We start from the raw sequence: 17,617 nt of genomic DNA on the forward strand, positions 1-17,617 counted from the left end.
CAAGGGAGACCCGCATGGCCGACCGCAAGACCGCACTCGTGATCTCCGCGCATGCCGCCGACTTCGTCTGGCGCTGCGCCGGCGCGATCGCGCTGCACCAGGAGAAGGGCTGGGATGTCACCATTGCCTGCCTGTCCTATGGCGAGCGCGGGGAGAGCGCGAAGCTGTGGAAGCAGGAGGGGATGACCCTGGAGAAGGTGAAGGCCGACCGCCGCAAGGAGGCGGAGGAGGCGGCCAAGGTCCTGGGCGCGCACGACATCCGCTTCTTCGACGCCGGCGACTATCCGCTGGAGCTCGACCGGGCGGCGAAGGACGAACTGGTCGACCTGATGCGCAAAGTGCAGCCGGCCTTCATGATGAGCCACTCGCTCTACGACCCCTACAACACCGACCACATGTACACGACCAAGGTCGCGATGGAGTGCCGGATGATCGCCCAGGCCTGGGGCCACAATCCGGGCGAGAAGGTGCTGGGTGCGCCGCAGCTCTACCTGTTCGAGCCGCACCAGACGGAGCAGATGGGCTGGAAGCCCGACGTCTTCCTGGACATCACCCCGGTCTGGGAGAAGAAGCGCGCCGCCATCGAATGCATGCGCGGCCAGGAGCATCTGTGGAGCTTCTACACCAACCTCGCGGTCAATCGCGCCAACCATTTCCGCCGCAATTCCGGCGGCCAGGCTGGCGGCCGTGACGCGAAATACGCGGAGGGCTTCCAGTCGGTCTATCCCCGCACCGTGGATGAGCTGTGATGTCCGGTATCGTCGTACAGAAGATCGAGCGCGCCGATCCGGCCATCGTCGAAGCGCTGGGGAAGATGGGTGTTGCGACCGTGCACGAGGCGCAGGGAAGGCGCGGCCTGCTGGCGCCGCGCATCCGCCCCGTGTGGCGCGGGCCCCGGGTGGCGGGCTCCGCCGTCACCGTCTCCCTGCCGCCGGGCGACAACTGGATGATCCATGTCGCCATCGAGCAGGTGCAGAAGGGCGACATGCTGCTGGCGGCGCCGACCTCGCCCTGCGACGACGGCTATTTCGGCGACCTGCTGGCGACCTCGCTGATGGCGCGCGGCTGCGTCGGCCTGGTGATCGACGCCGGTGTGCGCGATTCGGCCGACCTGGCGCAGATGGGCTTTCCCGTCTGGTCGAAGACGGTGTTCGCGCAAGGCACGGTGAAGGAGACCCTGGGCTCGGTGAACGTGCCGGTGGTCTGCGCCGATGCGGCGGTGAATCCCGGCGACATCGTCGTGGCCGACGATGACGGCGTCTGCATCGTCCGCCGCGCGGAGGCGGCGGAGGTGCTGCGCAAGGCGGAGGCGCGCGAGGCGGCGGAGGCCGAGAAGCGCGCCCGGCTGGCCAATGGCGAGATGGGCCTCGACCTCTACGGCATGCGTGAGCGGCTGGCGGAGAAGGGACTGAAATATGTCTGAAGGCACGCCCTGCATGTGGATGCGGGGCGGCACCTCCAAGGGCGGCTATTTCCTGGCCGCCGACCTGCCGGCGGATCCGGCCGCCCGTGACGCCCTTCTGCTGGGCATCATGGGGTCGCCGGACCCGCGGCAGATCGACGGCATGGGCGGCGCCGACCCGCTGACCTCCAAGGTGGCGGTGGTGCAGCCTTCGGCCCGGCCGGGGGTCGATGTCGACTACCTGTTCCTGCAGGTCTTCGTCGACCAGGCCCTGGTCAGCGACAGCCAGAACTGCGGCAACATCCTGGCCGGCGTCGGCCCCTTCGCGATCGAGCGCGGCCTGGTCGTCGCGCGGGACGGCGAGACGCCTGTCACCATCTACATGGAGAACACAGCCCAGACCGCCGTAGCCCGCATCCAGACCCCGGACGGCCGGGTCCGCTACGACGGCGACGCCCGCATCGACGGGGTGCCCGGCGGTGCGGCGCCGGTGCCGATCACCTTCCGCGACACCGCCGGCTCCACCTGCGGCGCCCTGCTGCCGACCGGCAATCCGGTCGACAATGTCGAGGGCGTAGAGGCGACCCTGATCGACAATGGCATGCCGGTGGTGGTGATGCGGGCGGCCGATGTCGGCATCAGAGGCGACGAGAGCCGCGAGGCTCTGGACGGCGATGCCGGCCTGAAGGCGAAGGTGGAGGCGGTGCGGCTCGCCGCCGGACCGCTGATGAACCTGGGCGATGTGCGCGAGAAGAGCGTGCCGAAGATGACCCTGGTCTCCGCCCCCCTGGCGGGCGGGGCGATCAACACCCGCAGCTTCATCCCGCATCGCTGCCATGCCTCCATCGGCGTGTTCGGCGCGGTCAGCGTGGCGACAGCCTGCATGTTGCCCGGCAGTCCGGCGGCGGAACTGGCCCGGGTCTCGGAGGGAAGGTCGAAGTCGCTGGATATCGAGCACCCGACCGGCCTGATGTCGGTGGTGGTGGAGCTGGACGAAAGCGGCGCGATGACCGACGCGGCGATCCTGCGGACCGCGCGCAAGCTGTTCGACGGCAGGGTGTTCGGCCATGAAGGTGGGGGAGGCTGACCATGGACCCCGACTGGCTGCCCTTCCACCCCAACCCGACGAAGCCGGCTTATCGCCCGCCACCCGGCGCGGTCGACGCGCATTGCCATGTCTTCGGCCCGGCGGACCGCTTCCCCTTCGCGCCGGAGCGCAAATACACGCCCTGCGACGCCGGCAAGGAAAAGCTGTTCGCGCTGCGCGACTTCCTGGGATTCGAACGGAACGTCATCGTACAGGCGACCTGCCATGGCCGGGACAACCGCGCCCTGGTCGATGCCCTGCAATCCTCCGGTGGGCGGGCGAAGGGCATCGCCTCCATCGACCCCGACCTCCCGGACGCCGAACTTGCCGCGATGGATGCGGCCGGGGTGAAGGGGGTGCGCTTCAACTTCGTGAAGCGGCTGGTCGATACCACGCCGAAGGATGTCTTCCTGAAGGTGGCGGAGCGGATCGCCCCGCTGGGCTGGCATGTGGTCGTCTATTTCGAGGCGCCCGACCTGACCGGGCTGATCCCCTTCCTGAAGCAGATGCCGACCATCGTGGTCGTCGACCATATGGGCCGGCCCGAAGTCTCGAAGCCGGTGGACGGCCCGGACTTCCGGCGCTTCGTGCAGCTGATGGAGGAGGTGCCGGGGATCTGGTCCAAGGTCTCCTGCCCGGAGCGGCTGTCGGTGGCGGGACCGCCGCACTACGCCGATGTGGTGCCGTTCGCCCGCACCCTGGTCGACCGTTTCCCCGACCGCGTGCTGTGGGGCACCGACTGGCCGCACCCGAACATGAAGTCGCACATGCCCGACGACGGGCATCTGGTCGACGTGATTCCGAAGATCGCCACCGATGCGGCCCGCCAGAAGGCCCTGCTGGTGGACAATCCCCGGCGGCTCTACTGGGACTGAGCCCGCCGGCCCGTCATGAGGGCGAGGACATGACCCCGGCCGAAACAGCCGAACCGGAGACCATTCCGGGCACGATCGTCTTCGACGGCCGCCAGGCGATGAAGGGCTATGGCCTGAACAAGATGTGCTTCTCCTTCAATGCGAAGGCGAACCGCGACGCCTTCCTGGCCGACCCGGAGGGCTATATGGACCGCTACGGCCCGACCGAACGGCAGAAGCAGGCGGTGCGCGACAGGTGCGTGCCCGACCTGCTGGCCGAGGGCGGCAACATCTACTACCTGGCGAAGTTCGCCGGCATGTTCGGCCTCTCCGTCCAGGATGTCGGCGCGTAGCAGACCGGCATGACGTTCGAGGCCTTCAGGCAGAAGCTCGTCGACGCGGGGAAATAGCGGCATGGCATGCATCGTGGGCGGGGTCACCACCTCGCATATCCCGGCGATCGGCAATGCCATCGCCCGGAAGCTGTTCGACGATCCCTACTGGAAGCCGTTCTTCGACGGCTATCCGCCGGCGCGCGACTGGCTGGCGGCGGTGAAGCCGGACATCGCGGTGGTGGTCTACAACGACCACGGCCTGAATTTCTTCCTGGACAGGATGCCCACCTTCGCCATCGGCGCAGCGCCGGAATACCCTACGAGGACGAGGACGAGGACGAGGACGAGGGCTGGGGCACGCCGCCGATCCCGCCGTTCCGCGGCGACCCGGCCTTCTCCTGGCACCGGATCGAGCATCTGGTGGCCGATGAGTTCGACCTGACCACCTACCAGGAGACGGCGGTCGACCATGGCTTCACCGTGCCGATGCAGCTGCTGTGGCCGCACTATGACCGGCTGTGCATGGAGAAGGTGGTCGACGATCCGGAATACCTCCTGGACATGTCGATCCTGGACCTGGTGCGCGACGCCGGCGCGCAGGGGGCGGAATTCATCCTCTGGCTGACGACACGCGGCGCGCTGGGGCCGCGGGTGCGGGAAAGGCACCGGCACTACCACATTCCGATTTCCAACACCGCCGCCGGCCTGCTCTGTCTGGAGAATGCGGCCTGACGGCCGGCCGGGTCCTTCAGACGAAGCTGACGATCGACGGGTCGCTGATGCCGCTGAGGATGAACAGCACATGGCCGCCGCCGTCGATCACCTGCACATGGGTCGCGCCCATGACGGCGGAGAGCGACTGGTCGGCGCCCAGCGACTGGATCCTGTCGGCGGCTTCGTAGTCCATGATCGTGTGGCTGCCGAAGCCGGCGCCATAGCCCTGGAAGATATCGGCGCCGGCGCCGCCCCAGAGGATGTCGCCGTCGTCCAGGCCGTCGGCGGCGCTCATGCCCAGCAGGGTGTCGTTGCCGCCCTCGCCGTACAGGCTGTCCTGGTCGATGCCGCCCAGGATGAAGTCGCTGTCGTCATTGCCGTACAGGCGATCATTGCCGCCATTGCCGATGATGGTGTCGGGACCGCTCCCGCCGGTGGCGAAGTCGTTGCCCCAGAGCCCGACCATGTAGTCGCTGCCGCTGCCGCCCGACAGATAGTCGCTGCCGGAGGCCCCGGTCAGACTGTCATTGCCGTCGCCGCCGCTGAGGCTGTCGCTCTGGTCGGCATCGTAGCCGCCGGTCAGGGCGCCGGCGGTGATGTAGGTGTCCAGCTCCCAGAGGCCGACCAGCAGGTCGCCGTCGGCACCGCCCACCAGGGTGTCGGAGCCGGTGCCGCCGAACAGGGTGTCGGCGCCGGAAGGGTTGCTGAGATAGTCGTTGCCGTTATTGCCATAGGCCAGGTCGTTGCCGCTGCCGGTCGAGATGGTGTCGTTGCCGGCCAGCCCGCCGAGCAGGTCGGAGCCGTCGCCGCCGTCGATGGTGTCGCTGCCGAAGCCGCCATAGACGGTGTCATTGCCGGCGCCGGCGGAGATGTTGTCGGCATTGCCGGCATCTGTGCCGGCGGCCAGCGTGCGATAGATGTCCAGGTCGGTGAGCCCGTAGATCACGTCGGACCCGGAGCCGCTCTCGATCCGGTCGGCGCCCGTCCCGCCGACCAGGGTATCGCTGGCCCCGTCATTGGCGCCGACCAGATAGTCGTTGCCGGCGTCGCCATAGACCAGGTCCTGGCCCTCGCCGGCATAGACGGTGTCGGCGTTCGCACCGCCATAGACGGTGTCGTTGCCGGCACCGGCATTGACGGTGTCGTTGCCCGCAGCGGCCAGGACGAAATCGTCGCCGCCGGAGGCGCTGACATAGTCGTTGCCGCCATAGGCCAGGATGAGGTCCGAACCGGCGCTGGCATAGAACGAGTCGTCGCCGGAGAGCGCGGCATTGAAGAAGCTGGCGGTGTCGCCTGCGCTGACCCAGGTGATGAACTGGTAGGCGGAGAGGTTGAGGCCGGAAATGTGGGTGGCCCTGGAATCGCCGTAGAACTCCGCGATCGTATTGAGCGTTCCGCCGATCGAACCGTCGCCGCCATAGGTGAACGAGCCGTAGAAATTGACGTAGTTCGCATCGTCCCAGGCAGATTGCAGGAAGCTACTGCTGGCATAGGTAATGGTGGTGCTCGCCAGGGTCCCCAGATTGGCGGCCAGCATGTTGAACGGCACATAGGCGTAGACGTATGTCATTTCGAAAACATGCCCCCTATTATTGAAAACCCGTAGGTCTCGGCGCGGCCTGCGACCGCCGCGAAGACGGATCTTCACTATTGTCGTCGATCCTTTCCCGCAAAGGGTGCAGTTTTCAAGATGAATGCAGGCTGAAGAAGGCGTTCAGGAAGCCGGCCATTCCCTCCGGCCGGCCGGGGCTCTTGCGCCGGAGGCCAAGATGGCCGACCTGGGGTCGGAACGCATCATGTCGGAGGGAAGATCGTGACCGACCTCGCCGCCCGCCTGCCGAAGGCGGAACTGCACATCCATATCGAGGGCAGCCTGGAGCCGGAGATGATGCTGCGCCTGGCGCAGCGGAACGGCATTGCGCTGAAGTTCGCCTCGGTCGACGAGATCCGTGCCGCCTATGCGTTCACGAAGCTCGACGACTTCCTGGCGGTCTACTACCAGGGCATGTCGGTGCTGCGGACCGCTGAGGATTTCGAGGACCTGGCCTGGGCCTATCTGGCCAGCGCGGCCGCCGACGGCGTGGTGCATGCCGAGATCTTCTTCGACCCGCAGGGCCACCTGCCGCGGGGCGTCTCCTTCGACACGGTGATGCAGGGCCTGACTGCCGCGACCGCTCGGGCGGAGCGGGAGCTCGGCATCACCAGTCACCTGATCATGTGCTTCCTGCGCCACCTGGACGAGGCGGATGCGGAGCGCACCCTGGATCTGGCCCTGCCCTACCGGGACCGGGTCATCGGCGTCGGGCTGGATTCATCGGAACTGGGCCATCCCCCGGCGAAGTTCCGCAACGTCTTCCGCCGCGCCCGGGACGCGGGCTTCAGGCTGGTCTGCCATGCGGGGGAGGAGGGGCCGCCGGACTATGTCTGGGAGGCGCTGGACGTCCTCGGCGTCGACCGCATCGACCATGGCAACCGCGCGCTGGAGGATGCGTCGCTGGTGCGCCGCCTGGCTGCCGACGGCATGGCGCTGACGGTCTGCCCGCTGTCGAATCTGCGGCTCTGCGTGGTCGACGACATGAAGGTGCATCCGATCCGGCGCATGCTGGAGGCGGGCCTGGTCGCGACCGTCAATTCCGACGACCCGTCCTATTTCGGCGGCTATGTCGCCGACAATTTCCGGGCGCTGGAGGCAGCCATCGGCCTTGCGGAGGGCGAGACAAGGGCGCTGGTGCGCAACAGCTTCCGGGCGGCGTTCCTGCCCGCCGAGACGAAGGCGCGGCACCTGGCGGCGCTGGACGCTGCAGGATAGGGGGAGGTCGCAGCGACCGGCCGCCCGTCGAACTTTACCCGGGCGCACACGTTGGTCGGGCATGACGCCCTTCTGGACATTGTCCGCTGCCGGCTTCGCCGCCACGGCCATCGCCTACGGTCCGGCGCGCATGGGATTCGGCCTGTTCCTGTCGCAGTTCCGGACGGAATTCTCGATCTCCACCCAGACGGCGGGGCTCGTTTCCAGTCTCGGCTTCCTGGGTTTCCTGCTGGGGCTGCTGGCTGCGCAGGTCATGACCAACCGGAAGGGGCCGCGGCTGCCGGTCACGGCCGGCCTGTCCGCGGCAACCCTGGGCATGGCGATCGTGGCGGTGGCCTCGAACCTGCCGGTGCTTGCCGCCGGAATCTTCCTGGCGATGGCGAGTGCCGGGCTGTCCTGGACACCCTTCAACAATGCCGTTCACCGCAGGGTGGAGGACGGGGCGAGGCCGGTCGCACTGTCCTGGATCAGCACCGGGACCGGCGTCGGAATCGCCCTTGCCGGTGCCGCCGCCCTGCTGATGAGCCTGAGCGGCCTGTCCTGGCGAGTCTGCTGGGGCATCTTTGCCATCGGCGCCGCGCTCGCCCTTCTGGTCAACCGGATGGCTTTGCGGCAGGTGGCCGGAACGGACGGGCCGGGGCCGGCGCAGCGATGGGGCTTGCTGCGCCGCCGCTCGGCGATCCCGCTGCTGGCGATCGGCTTCTGCTTTGGCACGACCTCCGCGGTCTATATCTCCTTCGCGCCCGATCGGATCGCCGATGCCGGCGGGCTGGCGGGTCTTCCGCGGGATGCCGCCGGCGGCCTCGTCTTCCTCTGCTTCGGCGCCTTTGGCCTTCTCGGTCTTGTCACTGGCGGTGCGAAGGCGGCCATCGGCCTGCCGTGGCTCGTGCGCCTTCTCATGCTGGCTGCGGCGGTGTCGCTCGCTCTTGTCGCGGCAGCGCCGACATGGCCCGGCGTCATCCTCTCGGCGGGGCTGCAGGGCATCTATGTCATGATGACGAGTGCCGTCCTGGCATTCTGGTCGGACCGGCTTTTCCCGGCGCTTCCGTCGCAGAGCTTCACGGCGGTTCTGCTCGCCGTTGCCGTGGGCAGCGTTCTCGGGCCGGCCGCGGCCGGGTTCGCCTCCGACGCGATCGGGTCGGCGCCGATGTTCCTGGCAGTGGCGGCGCTGGCCGCCGCCACGGCGCTGGTCGTCCGCGCCCGGCATATCAGGGAACGCCCAGAGACGGAGACTGGGCCGGAGCCGCGCCATGCGATCCGGCGGCCGGATCGGCCTGCCCAGGCGCCGACGGCCGGATGACCGCCGGCCTGCCCGATCTCTCCGTCGTGGCCGGGGCTAGCTCTTCACCACCAGTTCCTGGCTGACATTGCAGAGCCGTTCGCCACCGGCGGCGGTGACCACGAAGGTCTCGCTGATCTCCACCCCCCAGCCATCGCCCCAGATGCCGGGGATGCAGTGGAAGCACATATTCTCCTGCAGGACAGTATGGTCGCCCGGGCGTAGGCTGGCGGTATGTTCGCCCCAGTCGGGCGGGTAGTTCAGGCCCACCGCGTAGCCGATGCGGCTTTCCTTCACCAGGCCGTGGCGGCGGATCACCGCCGCCCAGGCTGCCTCCACCTCCGCGCAGGTGGCGCCGGGCCGGGCCGCTTCCAGCGCCGCGTTCAACCCTTCCGCCACCACCTGCGCGGTATCGGCCAGGCGCTGCGGCGGCGGGCCCAGATGGACGGTGCGCGCCATCGGGCAGTGATAGTGCCGGCGGGCCGCCGCCAGCTCCATGATCGTCGCCTCGCCGCTGGCGAAGGGATCGTCGGTCCAGGTCAGGTGCGGCGTGCCGGTGCCGCGGCCCGTCGGCAGCAGCGGGCAGATGGCGGTGAAGTCGCCGCCGAAATCGGCGGTACCGGTCATCTGCGCATGGTAGATGTCGGCCACCAGGTCGCATTGCCTTATGCCGGGTGCGATACCGGCGATGGCGGCTTCCACCACCCGCTCGGTGATCAGGGCGGCCTGGCGCATCAGGGACAGTTCCGCCGGCGACTTCACGATCCGCGCCCAGTTCACCAGTTGGTCGGAATCCGCGAAGCGGGCGTCCGGCAGGGCGGTACGCAGGATGTCGCAGGCGCGGGGAGAGAAGTAATAGCCGTCCATCTCCAGCCCGATGCGACCGGCCTGCCAGCCGCGACTGCGGATCGTCTCCGCCAGGAAGTCCGCCGGGTGGCGGTCCGGGCTCTGCACATAGCCGTCGGGATAGGGGATCACCGCCGCCGCCGGCAGGTCGGTGGTCAGCCGCGCCGCCGGCGCGTCCATCTCCCGCCCGACCCAGAGCGGGCCGTCCTGTGCCTGGTGCAGCAGCACTGCCTGGGGCGTGTAGAAGGACCAGCCGCGATAGCCGGTCAGCCAGTCGATATTCGCCGGATCGCAGACCACCAGCAGGTCGAGGCCGGCTTTCGCCATCCGCGACCGGACGGCGGCGATCCTCTGGTCATGTTCTGCGGTGGTGAAGAAACGGCCCGGCATGGCGCCAGGGTGGCAGGCCGCCGGCCGGGCCGCAACGGCGTTGCCTGCGCCGTGTTCAGAGCAGCGCCGCGTCCGCGATGGCGATGAACTGGCCGAGCGCCAGGCCGACGACGATCAGGGCAAGGACGGCGCGCAGGGCATTGGCGAGGATGGACATGTCGGCCTCTCGGTGCGGCTGGAAGGGCAGCCTCCAGTGACGCCACCATCCCATGCCGCCGCCGGCCCGGCTGTGCCGGCCGTCACAGCTCCGGCAGGTCGACCTCGTAGAAGGCGGCGCCGTTGCCGCGCAGGATCCGGTCCAGGTCGCGTCCCGCAAAGCTGTCCCGCAGCAGGTCCAGGTCGCCCGCGCCGAAGCGTGCCGGCGCGCGGGTCGACGGCAGGTCGCTGCCGGCCATCAGGGCGCCGGGATTGGCCGCATCCAGCCGGCGCAGCGCGTCCGCGACGTCGCCGTCGAAGCGGGAGAAGCCGGTCGCCTTCACCGCCGCGCCGTGGGCGGCCAGTGCCTCCAGCTCGTCCAGTCCCGCTTCGCTCAGGCCCAGATGGTCGATGGCGATCTTCGGCAGCTTCGCCAGGGCCGGCCGCAGCTCCGGCAGGACGGCGCCGGCATCCAGGTAGAATTCGGTGTGCCAGCCGGCCAGGTCCCAGACCCGCCGCGCCTGGCGCTCCAGGTCGGCCAGCGCGGTGCCGGCACCGCGCTTGAGGTTCACGCGGATCGCCCGCACCCCGATGCCATGCAGCCGCTCGATCTCGCCGTCCGGCAGTTCCGGGTCCAGGTTGATCACCGCCCGCCAGGCGGGTCCCAGCGCCGTCAGCGCGGGCCCCAGATAGGCGGTGTCCATCGCCTGGAAGGAGCCGGAGACGACGACCCCGCCGGCTGCCTCCAGCCCCAGGCCGGCCAGTTCGGAACGATAGGCCGCGACCCCATAGGCGGGCGGCAGGTAGCCCTGGTTCGGCACCAGGGAAAAGGCCGGGTCGATGATGTGCAGGTGGCAGTCGAAGAGGGGCGTCATCCCCCCACCCCTCATGCGGGGATCTCGCGGTTGCGGACCGGCACGCCGTCGGCCAGGGCGCGGATCAGGTCGGCGGAGTCGGTGACCGTGCCGAAATGGGTGGCGATGTCGTAGAGGCTGGAAATCTGCTCCCGCGGGCCGGTGGCGGCGACGCAATCCTCCGGCACCGCCACCTCGTAGCCGTGGAAGAAGGCGTCGTGCACGGTGGAGCGGACGCAGATATTGGTCACCACCCCGATCACGATCACGGTGTCGATGCCCATGTCCTGCAGGGTCAGGTGCAGGTCGGTGTTGTAGAAGGCGGAATAGCGCCGCTTCAGCACCCGGATATCCTCCGGCCGCTGCTCCAGTTCCGCCACCACCTGCGCGCCCCAGCTGCCCTCGATCGCGTGCGGCGTGCGCTTGCGGAACTCCCGGTCGTCGCGCAGGCCGGGACGGTGGGAATCGATGATCTGCACGACCGGCATGCCGGCGTCGCGCGCCGCGGCGATCAGCGTGTTCTGCGGCGGATAGAGCCGTTCCGCGCCGGGCAGCACCATGGCGCCGCCGGGCGTGCAGAAGTCGTTGATCATGTCGACCACCAGCAGGGCGGTGGTCGCCGGGTCGATGGCCAGGCTGTCGCGATCGTGCCGGTGGGCGGAAAACGGGTCCAGGTTCATCCCGGCTCCTGGGGCTGAGAAGGGCCGAATACGCTAGGAACCGGTCGATCGCACTGTCAAGGTAGGACGGTGTGAGACCGGACGGTGATGCTCGACCTTGTGCGCCGGACGTGCAAATCTTGACCGACAGGCGGACCCGCAGTCCGCGGTTTCCAGGGCGCTTTCGCCCCCTGATGTCGCCTTCCTGGACGCCAAGCTGAAGCAGCTGCCGGCGTCCTGACCGGCGCGCGGCCCAACCGGGAGAGAAAGAGGATGTCCGCAGCAGCGCAATCGCAGACGGTGGCGCAGGCCATGCCCCAGGTGAGGCAGCTGGCGCCGGAGATCGGCGCGGAGGTTACGGGAATCGACGTGGGCGCCGGGCTGGACGCGGCGTCCTTCGACCTGCTGCACCGCACCTGGCTGGAGCGGGGGGTGCTGCTGCTGCGGGGCCAAAGCCTGGACGAGCCGGGGCTGGTGGCCTTCTCCCGCCGTTTCGGCGAGCTGGAGGCGCCGCCGGCGGGGGAGAAGCGCACCCGGGCCGAGGGCGGCGGCGCGGCGATGCCGGAGGTATGGATCATCTCCAACGTGCTGGAGAACGGCCAGCCGATCGGCGCGCTGGGGGCAGGGGAGGCCGAGTGGCATACCGACATGGCCTATATCGAGCGCCCGCCGACCGCCTCCATCCTCTACGCGCGCGAGGTGCCGTCGGCCGGCGGCGATACCTACTGGGCCAACATGAAAGCCGCCTGGGATGCCCTGCCGGACGACCTGCGGTGCGCCATCGACGGCCGCCGGATCAAGCACGACACCGCCTATACCTCCGCCGGCACCCTGCGGAAGGGCGCGCAGCCGGTCACCGACCCGCTGACCTGCCCCGGCGTCTGGCACCCGGCGGTGCGCACCCATCCGGAGACGGGCGACCGCACCCTGTTCCTCGGCCGCCGCCGCAACGCCGCGATCGACGGGCTGGGCCTGGCGGACAGCGACGCGCTGATGGACCGGCTGATCGCCTTTGCCACCCAGGACCGCTTCACCTATCGCCATGCGTGGCGGCCGGGCGACCTGCTGATCTGGGACAACCGGTCGACCATGCACCGCCGCGACGCCTTCGACGCGTCCAGCCGCCGGGTGATGCTGCGCACCCAGATCCGGGGGACCGACGTGCCGCATTGAGGCGGGCGACGCGGCACCGTCCCGTCACGATCCCCGGGTCAGGCCCGGGGATGACGGAAAAGGAGGAGGGGGCGTCGAAGGCCACGCCGCACTGTCCGTCGTCCTCGGCCATAGAGCCGAGGACCGCGACGGACCGCCGCCGCAGCGACCACCCTCACCCCTTGTGGTGCACCTCCTGCAGGCCGTAGACCGGGGTCGGGATGCCTTCCATCCGCGCCTTCAGCTGCAGGGCCAGGCACTGGGAGTAGTGGCGCGACTGGTGCAGGTTGCCGCCGTGGAACCACAGGGCCTCCACCTGGGTCGGCTTCCACATGTTGCGCGGCTCGCCCTCCCAGGGGCCGGGATCCTTGGTGGTGCCGGAGCCCAGGCCCCAGACCTTGCCGACCCGGTCGGCGACCTCCTGGCTGATCAGGTCGGCCGCCCAGCCGTTCATCGAGCCATAGCCGGTGGCATAGACGATCAGGTCGGCCGGCAGCTCCTCGCCCGTGTCCAGGCGCAGCCCGTCCTCGGTCACCTCGGTCACCTGGCCGCGGCGCAGCGCGATCTCGCCGTCGATGATCAGCTGCGAGGCGCCGACATCGATGTAGTAGCCGGAGCCGCGGCGCAGGTATTTCATCATCAGCCCGGATCCGTCGTCGCCGAAGTCGAGCCAGAAGCCGGCGCGCTCCAGCCCTTCGTAGAACGACCGGTCATGCTCCCGGATCTGTTCGTAGAGCGGGATCTGGAAGCCGGCCATCAGCCGGTAGGGGATCGAGGCGAAGATCAGGTCCGCCTTGTCGGTGGTGATGCCGTCCCGCACCGCCTGTTCCGAGTAGAGCGGCCCCATGGCCAGGTCCATCAGGGTCTCCGACCGCGCGACATGGGTGGAGGAGCGCTGCACCATCGTCACCTCGGCCTCCGCCTCCCACAGGGCGGCGGCGATGTCGTGGGCGGAATTGTTGGAGCCGACGATGACCGCCCGCTTGCCCGCCCAGGAGTCGGGGCCCGGATGCTGCGAGGAATGGTGCTGGTCGCCGCGGAACCGGTCCATGCCGGGGAAGTCCGGCAGGTTCGGCTTCGCCGACATGCCGGTCGCCAGCACCAGGTGCTTCGGCCGCAGCACGACCTCCTCCCCGTCGCGGTCGACCGTCAGCAGCCATTCCTTCGCCGCCGCGTCATAGCGGGCGGAGCGGGCGGCGGTGCCGGTCCAGTAGGTCAGCTCCATCACCTTCACGTACATCTCCAGCCAGTCGCCGAGCTTGTCCTTCGGCGAGAAGACCGGCCAGGTCGGCGGGAAGGGAAGATAGGGCATGTGGTCGTACCAGACCGGGTCGTGCAGGCAGAGCGACTTGTAGCGGTTGCGCCAGGAATCGCCGGCACGGGCGTTCTTTTCCACGATGATGGTGGGCACGCCGAGCTGCCGCAGCCGGGCGCCCAGCCCGATGCCGCCCTGGCCGCCGCCGACGATCACCACATAGGGCTGCGTCGAATAGCCGAGGCTGCGTGCCTCCGCCTCGCGCTCCTCCTTCCAGGAGGGGCGGTGCCGGCCCTGGCCGTGCTTGGCGCCCAGCGGCCTCGCGAAGCCCTGCGGCTCCTCATGCCCCTTCAGCTCCGCCATCGTGGTCAGCAGGGTCCAGATCCCGCCATCGTTCAGCCGCAGGATGCCGGAGCCGCGGGCGACCCCCGTCTCGAAGGAGAACCAGGCGGTGACGATGCCTTCCTCCTCGGTCACGGGTTCGCCGGGGAGCAGGGCGAAGCCGGCGGGCGCGGTGTCGGCCAGGCAGCTCTCCAGCATGTCGCGGATCTGCGCCTTGCCCTCCATGGTGCGGAGGTTCCAGGTGAAGCTGACCAGGTCGCGCCAGTAGCAGTCGGTGGCGAAGCGGGCGAGCGCCGCGTCGATATCGCCGCCCTCGAGCGCGTCGCCCAGCGCCTGCAGCGCGGCGGCCGCGCGGCCCTCCGGCGTGGTGTCCAGCATGGCCTTGTCCTCCCCCTTGCGCGCCGGCCGGCCGGCCAGTGCGGGCCGGCGGCGTCCTCGTGCGGAAGGATAACGCGTTTCCGTGCCGCGATCCCGCGGCCGCGGTTCAGTCGTCGTCGATTTCCTGCCGTTCGCCGGCACGGCGGTCCTTGGCGATGGCGGAGGAGCGCCGGCGCCGGTCCGGTCCGAAATAGTCGGGCACCTTCACGAACGGGCGCGGCCGGGCGAAGGCCACGGTGATCCGGTCCGCCACCGCCTTCACCGAGATCGGCGTCACCAGGAACTCGTGCACGCCGGCGCTGCGGGCCTGTTCCACCGTCTCCGGGGTGGCGCGGGCAGTGACCATGATGATCGGCACATAGGGATTGCTGCTGGCGGTCTCGTCGCGCATGTGCCGCGCCAGGGCGACCCCGTCCAGGCGCGGCGGCTGGTGGCCCAGCAGAACGACGTCGACCCGCGTCTCGTTAAGCCGCCGCATGGCGCCCTCGCGCCCCTTTGCGCCGATGACCTGGGTCTGCCGCACGCCGAGGGAGACCAGGACGGTGCTCAGCAACCGGATCATGTTCTCGTCGTCGTTGACCACCAGGACGGTCAACCGGGGAAAGATATTGTCTGCCGTGTCCGTCACGCTGTTCTCCCGCGCCCGGCCATCCGCCTTCCGTCCGTCGCTGCGCAGCTTCGTTACCTAGAACGGCCGCGAAGGCTTCGCAATGGCGTATTCGCAGGTGCGGCATTCACGCGCCGGCACGGTCAGGCCTCGCCGCCGCGCCGCTCCACTTCGAAGGAGGCGACCCGCCGGCGGCGATCGGGGCCGAAGAAGCCGGCCTGCCGGACGAACGGGCGCGGATGGTCGATCACCGCCGTCAGCCGGGCGGCCACCGTCTTCACGGAGACCGGCTTGACCAGGAACTCCGTCACCCCGGCCTCCCGTGCGGCGGCCACGGTCTCGGGCGTGGCATGGCCGGTGACCATGATGACGGGCACGAAGGGTTTCGGGCTCGTCGCCTCGTCGCGGATCCGGCGGGTCAGGGCCATGCCGTCCATCGGCTCCATCAGGTAGTCGGTGAAGACCACGTCGACCGGCCCGTGCAGCGCCGCCAGCGCCTCCTCGCCGTTGCTCGCGGTCAGCACCCGCCTGACGCCCAGCGCGGTCAGGATGGTGGAGAGCAGCCGCCGCATGTTGTAGGCGTCGTCGACGACCAGCGCCGTGACTGCACCGAGGTCATAGCCTGCCATTGCGGTTGCGGCGGTCCCGGCCGGCGGTCCGCTCAGGCCCCTGCGGGACCGTCGACGGCGAGGACGATGCTGCCGAACCCGTCGATCTCCGCCTGCACCACCTGCCCGGCGGCCAGAGGGCGGGGCGCGATCGGCGAGCCGGACAGCAGGATCCGCGCGCCGGTGCCGGCCTGCCGCGCCAGCGCCAGGCCATGCACTGCCATTGCCCAGGGATCGCCCAGCACGTCGTCGGTGCCGGCGCTGTCGACGATGGCGCCGTCGATGCGCAGGCGCATGCCCCGGCCGCCCAGCGAAAAGGCGGGGGACAGGCTGGCCGGCGGCAGCCATGGGCCCAGCGCGAAACCGGCCGCGCAGCAATTGTCCGCCACCAGGTCCGGCAGCCCGAAGCTGAAGTCCGGGTAGCGCGAGTCCGCGATCTCCAGCGCGACGGCCACCGCCTCGACCGCATCGCGCGGATCGGCCGGCATCTCGCCGGTGAGCGCCGCCGGCGCCAGCCGGAAGGCGATCTCCACCTCCGCCCGCGGCGCCACGAAGGCGGCGAGGTCGATCCGGCCTCGCGCGGTCAGGTCCATCGCGTCGGTCAGGCGGCCCTCCAGCGGCGCCGAAAGGCCCAGCCCGGCCATTCCGGCGGCGGTGCAGGGGCCCAGCTTCAGGCCGACCAGGTTCTCGCCGCGCGCCAGCCGGCGATCGACGAGCTGCGTGCGGATCCGATAGGCGTCCTGCAGGTCCAGGGGGCTTGCGTCGCTGATCCGCGGCACGGCGCATCCGGTCCGCGCCGCATCGTCGAGCCTTTCCGCCAGCGCAGGGATATCGGTCATCTGGGCGACCCTTGTCCGACACATTGGTTGCGCAGCTATAGCCGGGGAGGTCGCGCCGGCGGAAGGGCCGCTTTCGGCGGCGGGTCTTTTTTTCGCCGCCAATAGCGGCTATGCGAGCAGCAGAATGACCGATCAGAACCCGATATCCGCCGGGCCGCCGCCCGGCTTCCACAGGCTGGAGATGCCGCGCGGCTTCATCAGCGTGAACGGCCCGCTCTACATGCGCCAGGACCCGGGCGACGCGTCCGCCGGCATCGCCCCCTCCGTCGCGCTGGGGATGCTGGTGGAGGCCAAGCACGGCAATCCCCGGGGCGTCTGCCATGGCGGCATGATGATGACCTTCGCCGACATCCTGCTGGCGATCGTGGTGCGCCATGCCGAGCCGCAGCTGGGCATGATGCCGACCGTGTCGATGTCGACCGACTTCCTGGCCGGCGCGCCGGTCGGGAGCTTCCTGACCGGCACCGGCCGGCTGCTGAAGCGCACCCGCAAGCTCGCCTTCGCGGAGGGCCGGGTGATGGCCGGCGAAACCCTTGCGCTGCGGGTCAGCGGCATCCTGAAGATCCCGTCGCGGCCATTGGTGCCGGCGGACCGGCTGCCGGCCGGTGCGGGCCATCCGCCGCCGCCCTCGCCGCCCAATGACGATGGCCCGATGGCGGAGGGCCTGTCATGACTGCAGCAGAGAAAGCGGCGGCCCGCCTGCCGTCCCTGTTCGCCGACCGGCGCGAGCCGCCGGCGGCACCGGCGGTGCCCGACTGGGCGCGGCAGCTGTTCGCCGACCGGGCGCCGGCCCCGACCCCTGCGGTGGATTCTGCGGCGGCCCCTGCGGCGGCCCTGGTACCGGCCGGCGACAGCCGGGACGGCCTGCCGGCGCCGCGCAGCTTCCGGCTGGAGGTGGACGGCACGGTGAGCCGCATCGACCTGCCGCAGGTCGGCGGCAGCTTCCTGGATTCCGGCGAGACCGGCCTGGCGATGCATGACGCGGCCGTGGCGCAGCGCCTCGCGCCGGCGCCGGACCGCCATGCGCCGGGCCTGCGCGGCCTGCCGGAGCGCGGTACCGGCGGGGGGCGCC

The 17,617-nt window shown here is 69.9% G+C and carries 20 protein-coding genes; 12 read left to right on the forward strand and 8 right to left on the reverse strand.

Translation table 11 applies throughout. The annotated features are described in order from the left end of the window. The first annotated feature begins 14 nt into the window (after nt 1-14). The 7 genes from ACFOGJ_RS12025 (at nt 15) to ACFOGJ_RS12055 (ending at nt 4,410) form a co-directional block, all read left to right on the forward strand. The gene (locus ACFOGJ_RS12025; protein WP_379900622.1) at nt 15-749 is read left to right on the forward strand and encodes a PIG-L deacetylase family protein; all 735 of its coding nucleotides are present in this window, start codon (nt 15-17) and stop codon (nt 747-749) included. Then, the gene (locus tag ACFOGJ_RS12030) at nt 749-1,423 is read left to right on the forward strand and encodes a 4-carboxy-4-hydroxy-2-oxoadipate aldolase/oxaloacetate decarboxylase (protein ID WP_379900624.1); all 675 of its coding nucleotides are present in this window, start codon (nt 749-751) and stop codon (nt 1,421-1,423) included. Before ACFOGJ_RS12025 ends, ACFOGJ_RS12030 begins: the two co-directional genes overlap by 1 nt. Further along, complete coding sequence (locus ACFOGJ_RS12035) at nt 1,416-2,489, forward strand: 4-oxalomesaconate tautomerase (protein ID WP_379900626.1); 1,074 nt, start codon at nt 1,416-1,418, stop codon at nt 2,487-2,489. Before ACFOGJ_RS12030 ends, ACFOGJ_RS12035 begins: the two co-directional genes overlap by 8 nt. A gap of 2 nt (nt 2,490-2,491) precedes the next feature. After that, nucleotides 2,492-3,364, forward strand: a complete 873-nt coding sequence (locus ACFOGJ_RS12040) for an amidohydrolase family protein (protein WP_379900628.1) — start codon at nt 2,492-2,494, stop codon at nt 3,362-3,364. A 29-nt stretch (nt 3,365-3,393) separates the two neighbouring features. Continuing rightward, entirely contained in the window at nt 3,394-3,696 is a 303-nt protein-coding gene (locus ACFOGJ_RS12045) for a protocatechuate 3,4-dioxygenase (protein ID WP_379900630.1), read from the forward strand. A gap of 61 nt (nt 3,697-3,757) precedes the next feature. Then, the gene (locus tag ACFOGJ_RS12050; RefSeq protein ID WP_379900632.1) at nt 3,758-4,120 is read left to right on the forward strand and encodes a DODA-type extradiol aromatic ring-opening family dioxygenase; all 363 of its coding nucleotides are present in this window, start codon (nt 3,758-3,760) and stop codon (nt 4,118-4,120) included. After that, on the forward strand, nt 4,045-4,410 hold the full coding sequence (locus ACFOGJ_RS12055) for a DODA-type extradiol aromatic ring-opening family dioxygenase (RefSeq protein ID WP_379900665.1): 366 nt from the start codon (nt 4,045-4,047) through the stop codon (nt 4,408-4,410). The genes ACFOGJ_RS12050 and ACFOGJ_RS12055 overlap by 76 nt, the downstream gene beginning before the upstream one ends. 16 nt (nt 4,411-4,426) lie before the next feature. Here ACFOGJ_RS12055 and ACFOGJ_RS12060 read toward each other — a convergent pair whose 3' ends face one another. Beyond that, nucleotides 4,427-5,962 carry a calcium-binding protein gene (locus ACFOGJ_RS12060; RefSeq protein WP_379900634.1) on the reverse strand — a complete coding sequence of 512 codons (1,536 nt, stop codon included), beginning with the start codon at nt 5,960-5,962 and terminating at the stop codon, nt 4,427-4,429. 243 nt (nt 5,963-6,205) lie between these two features. Here ACFOGJ_RS12060 and ACFOGJ_RS12065 point away from each other — a divergent pair, with 243 nt between their 5' ends. Next, a complete protein-coding gene (locus ACFOGJ_RS12065) occupies nt 6,206-7,201 on the forward strand; it encodes an adenosine deaminase (RefSeq protein ID WP_379900637.1) in 996 nt (331 codons plus the stop codon). A 61-nt stretch (nt 7,202-7,262) separates the two neighbouring features. After that, entirely contained in the window at nt 7,263-8,501 is a 1,239-nt protein-coding gene (locus ACFOGJ_RS12070) for an MFS transporter (protein ID WP_379900639.1), read from the forward strand. Between the two features lie 36 nt (nt 8,502-8,537). On the opposite strand, the gene ACFOGJ_RS12075 is transcribed toward ACFOGJ_RS12070, so the two are convergent. From ACFOGJ_RS12075 to ACFOGJ_RS12085, 3 genes are all read right to left on the reverse strand, one after another. Beyond that, the gene (locus tag ACFOGJ_RS12075) at nt 8,538-9,716 is read right to left on the reverse strand and encodes a M24 family metallopeptidase (protein ID WP_379900641.1); all 1,179 of its coding nucleotides are present in this window, start codon (nt 9,714-9,716) and stop codon (nt 8,538-8,540) included. A 239-nt stretch (nt 9,717-9,955) separates the two neighbouring features. Beyond that, nucleotides 9,956-10,726: an amidohydrolase family protein gene (locus tag ACFOGJ_RS12080; RefSeq protein ID WP_379900643.1), complete on the reverse strand. Its 771-nt coding sequence runs from the start codon at nt 10,724-10,726 to the stop codon at nt 9,956-9,958. Between the two features lie 11 nt (nt 10,727-10,737). Next, nucleotides 10,738-11,385, reverse strand: coding sequence for a cysteine hydrolase family protein (locus tag ACFOGJ_RS12085; protein ID WP_379900645.1), 648 nt, complete (start codon nt 11,383-11,385; stop codon nt 10,738-10,740). Between the two features lie 252 nt (nt 11,386-11,637). On the opposite strand from ACFOGJ_RS12085, the gene ACFOGJ_RS12090 reads away from it, so the two are divergent. After that, complete coding sequence (locus ACFOGJ_RS12090; RefSeq protein ID WP_379900647.1) at nt 11,638-12,537, forward strand: TauD/TfdA dioxygenase family protein; 900 nt, start codon at nt 11,638-11,640, stop codon at nt 12,535-12,537. 154 nt (nt 12,538-12,691) lie between these two features. Here the strand turns inward: ACFOGJ_RS12090 and ACFOGJ_RS12095 are convergent, their stop codons facing one another. The 4 genes from ACFOGJ_RS12095 to ACFOGJ_RS12110 all read right to left on the reverse strand — a co-directional run bounded on the left by ACFOGJ_RS12095 (nt 12,692) and on the right by ACFOGJ_RS12110 (nt 16,545). Next, nucleotides 12,692-14,491, reverse strand: coding sequence for an NAD(P)-binding domain-containing protein (locus ACFOGJ_RS12095; protein ID WP_379900649.1), 1,800 nt, complete (start codon nt 14,489-14,491; stop codon nt 12,692-12,694). Between the two features lie 106 nt (nt 14,492-14,597). Beyond that, entirely contained in the window at nt 14,598-15,119 is a 522-nt protein-coding gene (locus tag ACFOGJ_RS12100; RefSeq protein ID WP_379900651.1) for a response regulator, read from the reverse strand. A 122-nt stretch (nt 15,120-15,241) separates the two neighbouring features. After that, nucleotides 15,242-15,727, reverse strand: a complete 486-nt coding sequence (locus tag ACFOGJ_RS12105) for a response regulator (RefSeq protein ID WP_379900653.1) — start codon at nt 15,725-15,727, stop codon at nt 15,242-15,244. A gap of 32 nt (nt 15,728-15,759) precedes the next feature. Then, nucleotides 15,760-16,545, reverse strand: a complete 786-nt coding sequence (locus ACFOGJ_RS12110; RefSeq protein WP_379900655.1) for a 2-keto-4-pentenoate hydratase — start codon at nt 16,543-16,545, stop codon at nt 15,760-15,762. A gap of 124 nt (nt 16,546-16,669) precedes the next feature. Between ACFOGJ_RS12110 and ACFOGJ_RS12115 the strand changes: the two genes are divergently transcribed. Then, nucleotides 16,670-17,218 (forward strand): PaaI family thioesterase, encoded by a 549-nt coding sequence (locus ACFOGJ_RS12115; protein WP_379900657.1) that lies wholly within the window; start codon nt 16,670-16,672, stop codon nt 17,216-17,218. After that, nucleotides 17,215-17,617 (forward strand): hypothetical protein (locus ACFOGJ_RS12120; protein ID WP_379900659.1); only part of this gene is annotated, 403 nt, incomplete at its 3' end. The genes ACFOGJ_RS12115 and ACFOGJ_RS12120, both read left to right, overlap by 4 nt.

Origin of the sequence: Marinibaculum pumilum, from assembly GCF_042646425.1 — a bacterium.
GTDB classification, from domain to species: Bacteria; Pseudomonadota; Alphaproteobacteria; order Ferrovibrionales; family Ferrovibrionaceae; genus Marinibaculum; species Marinibaculum pumilum.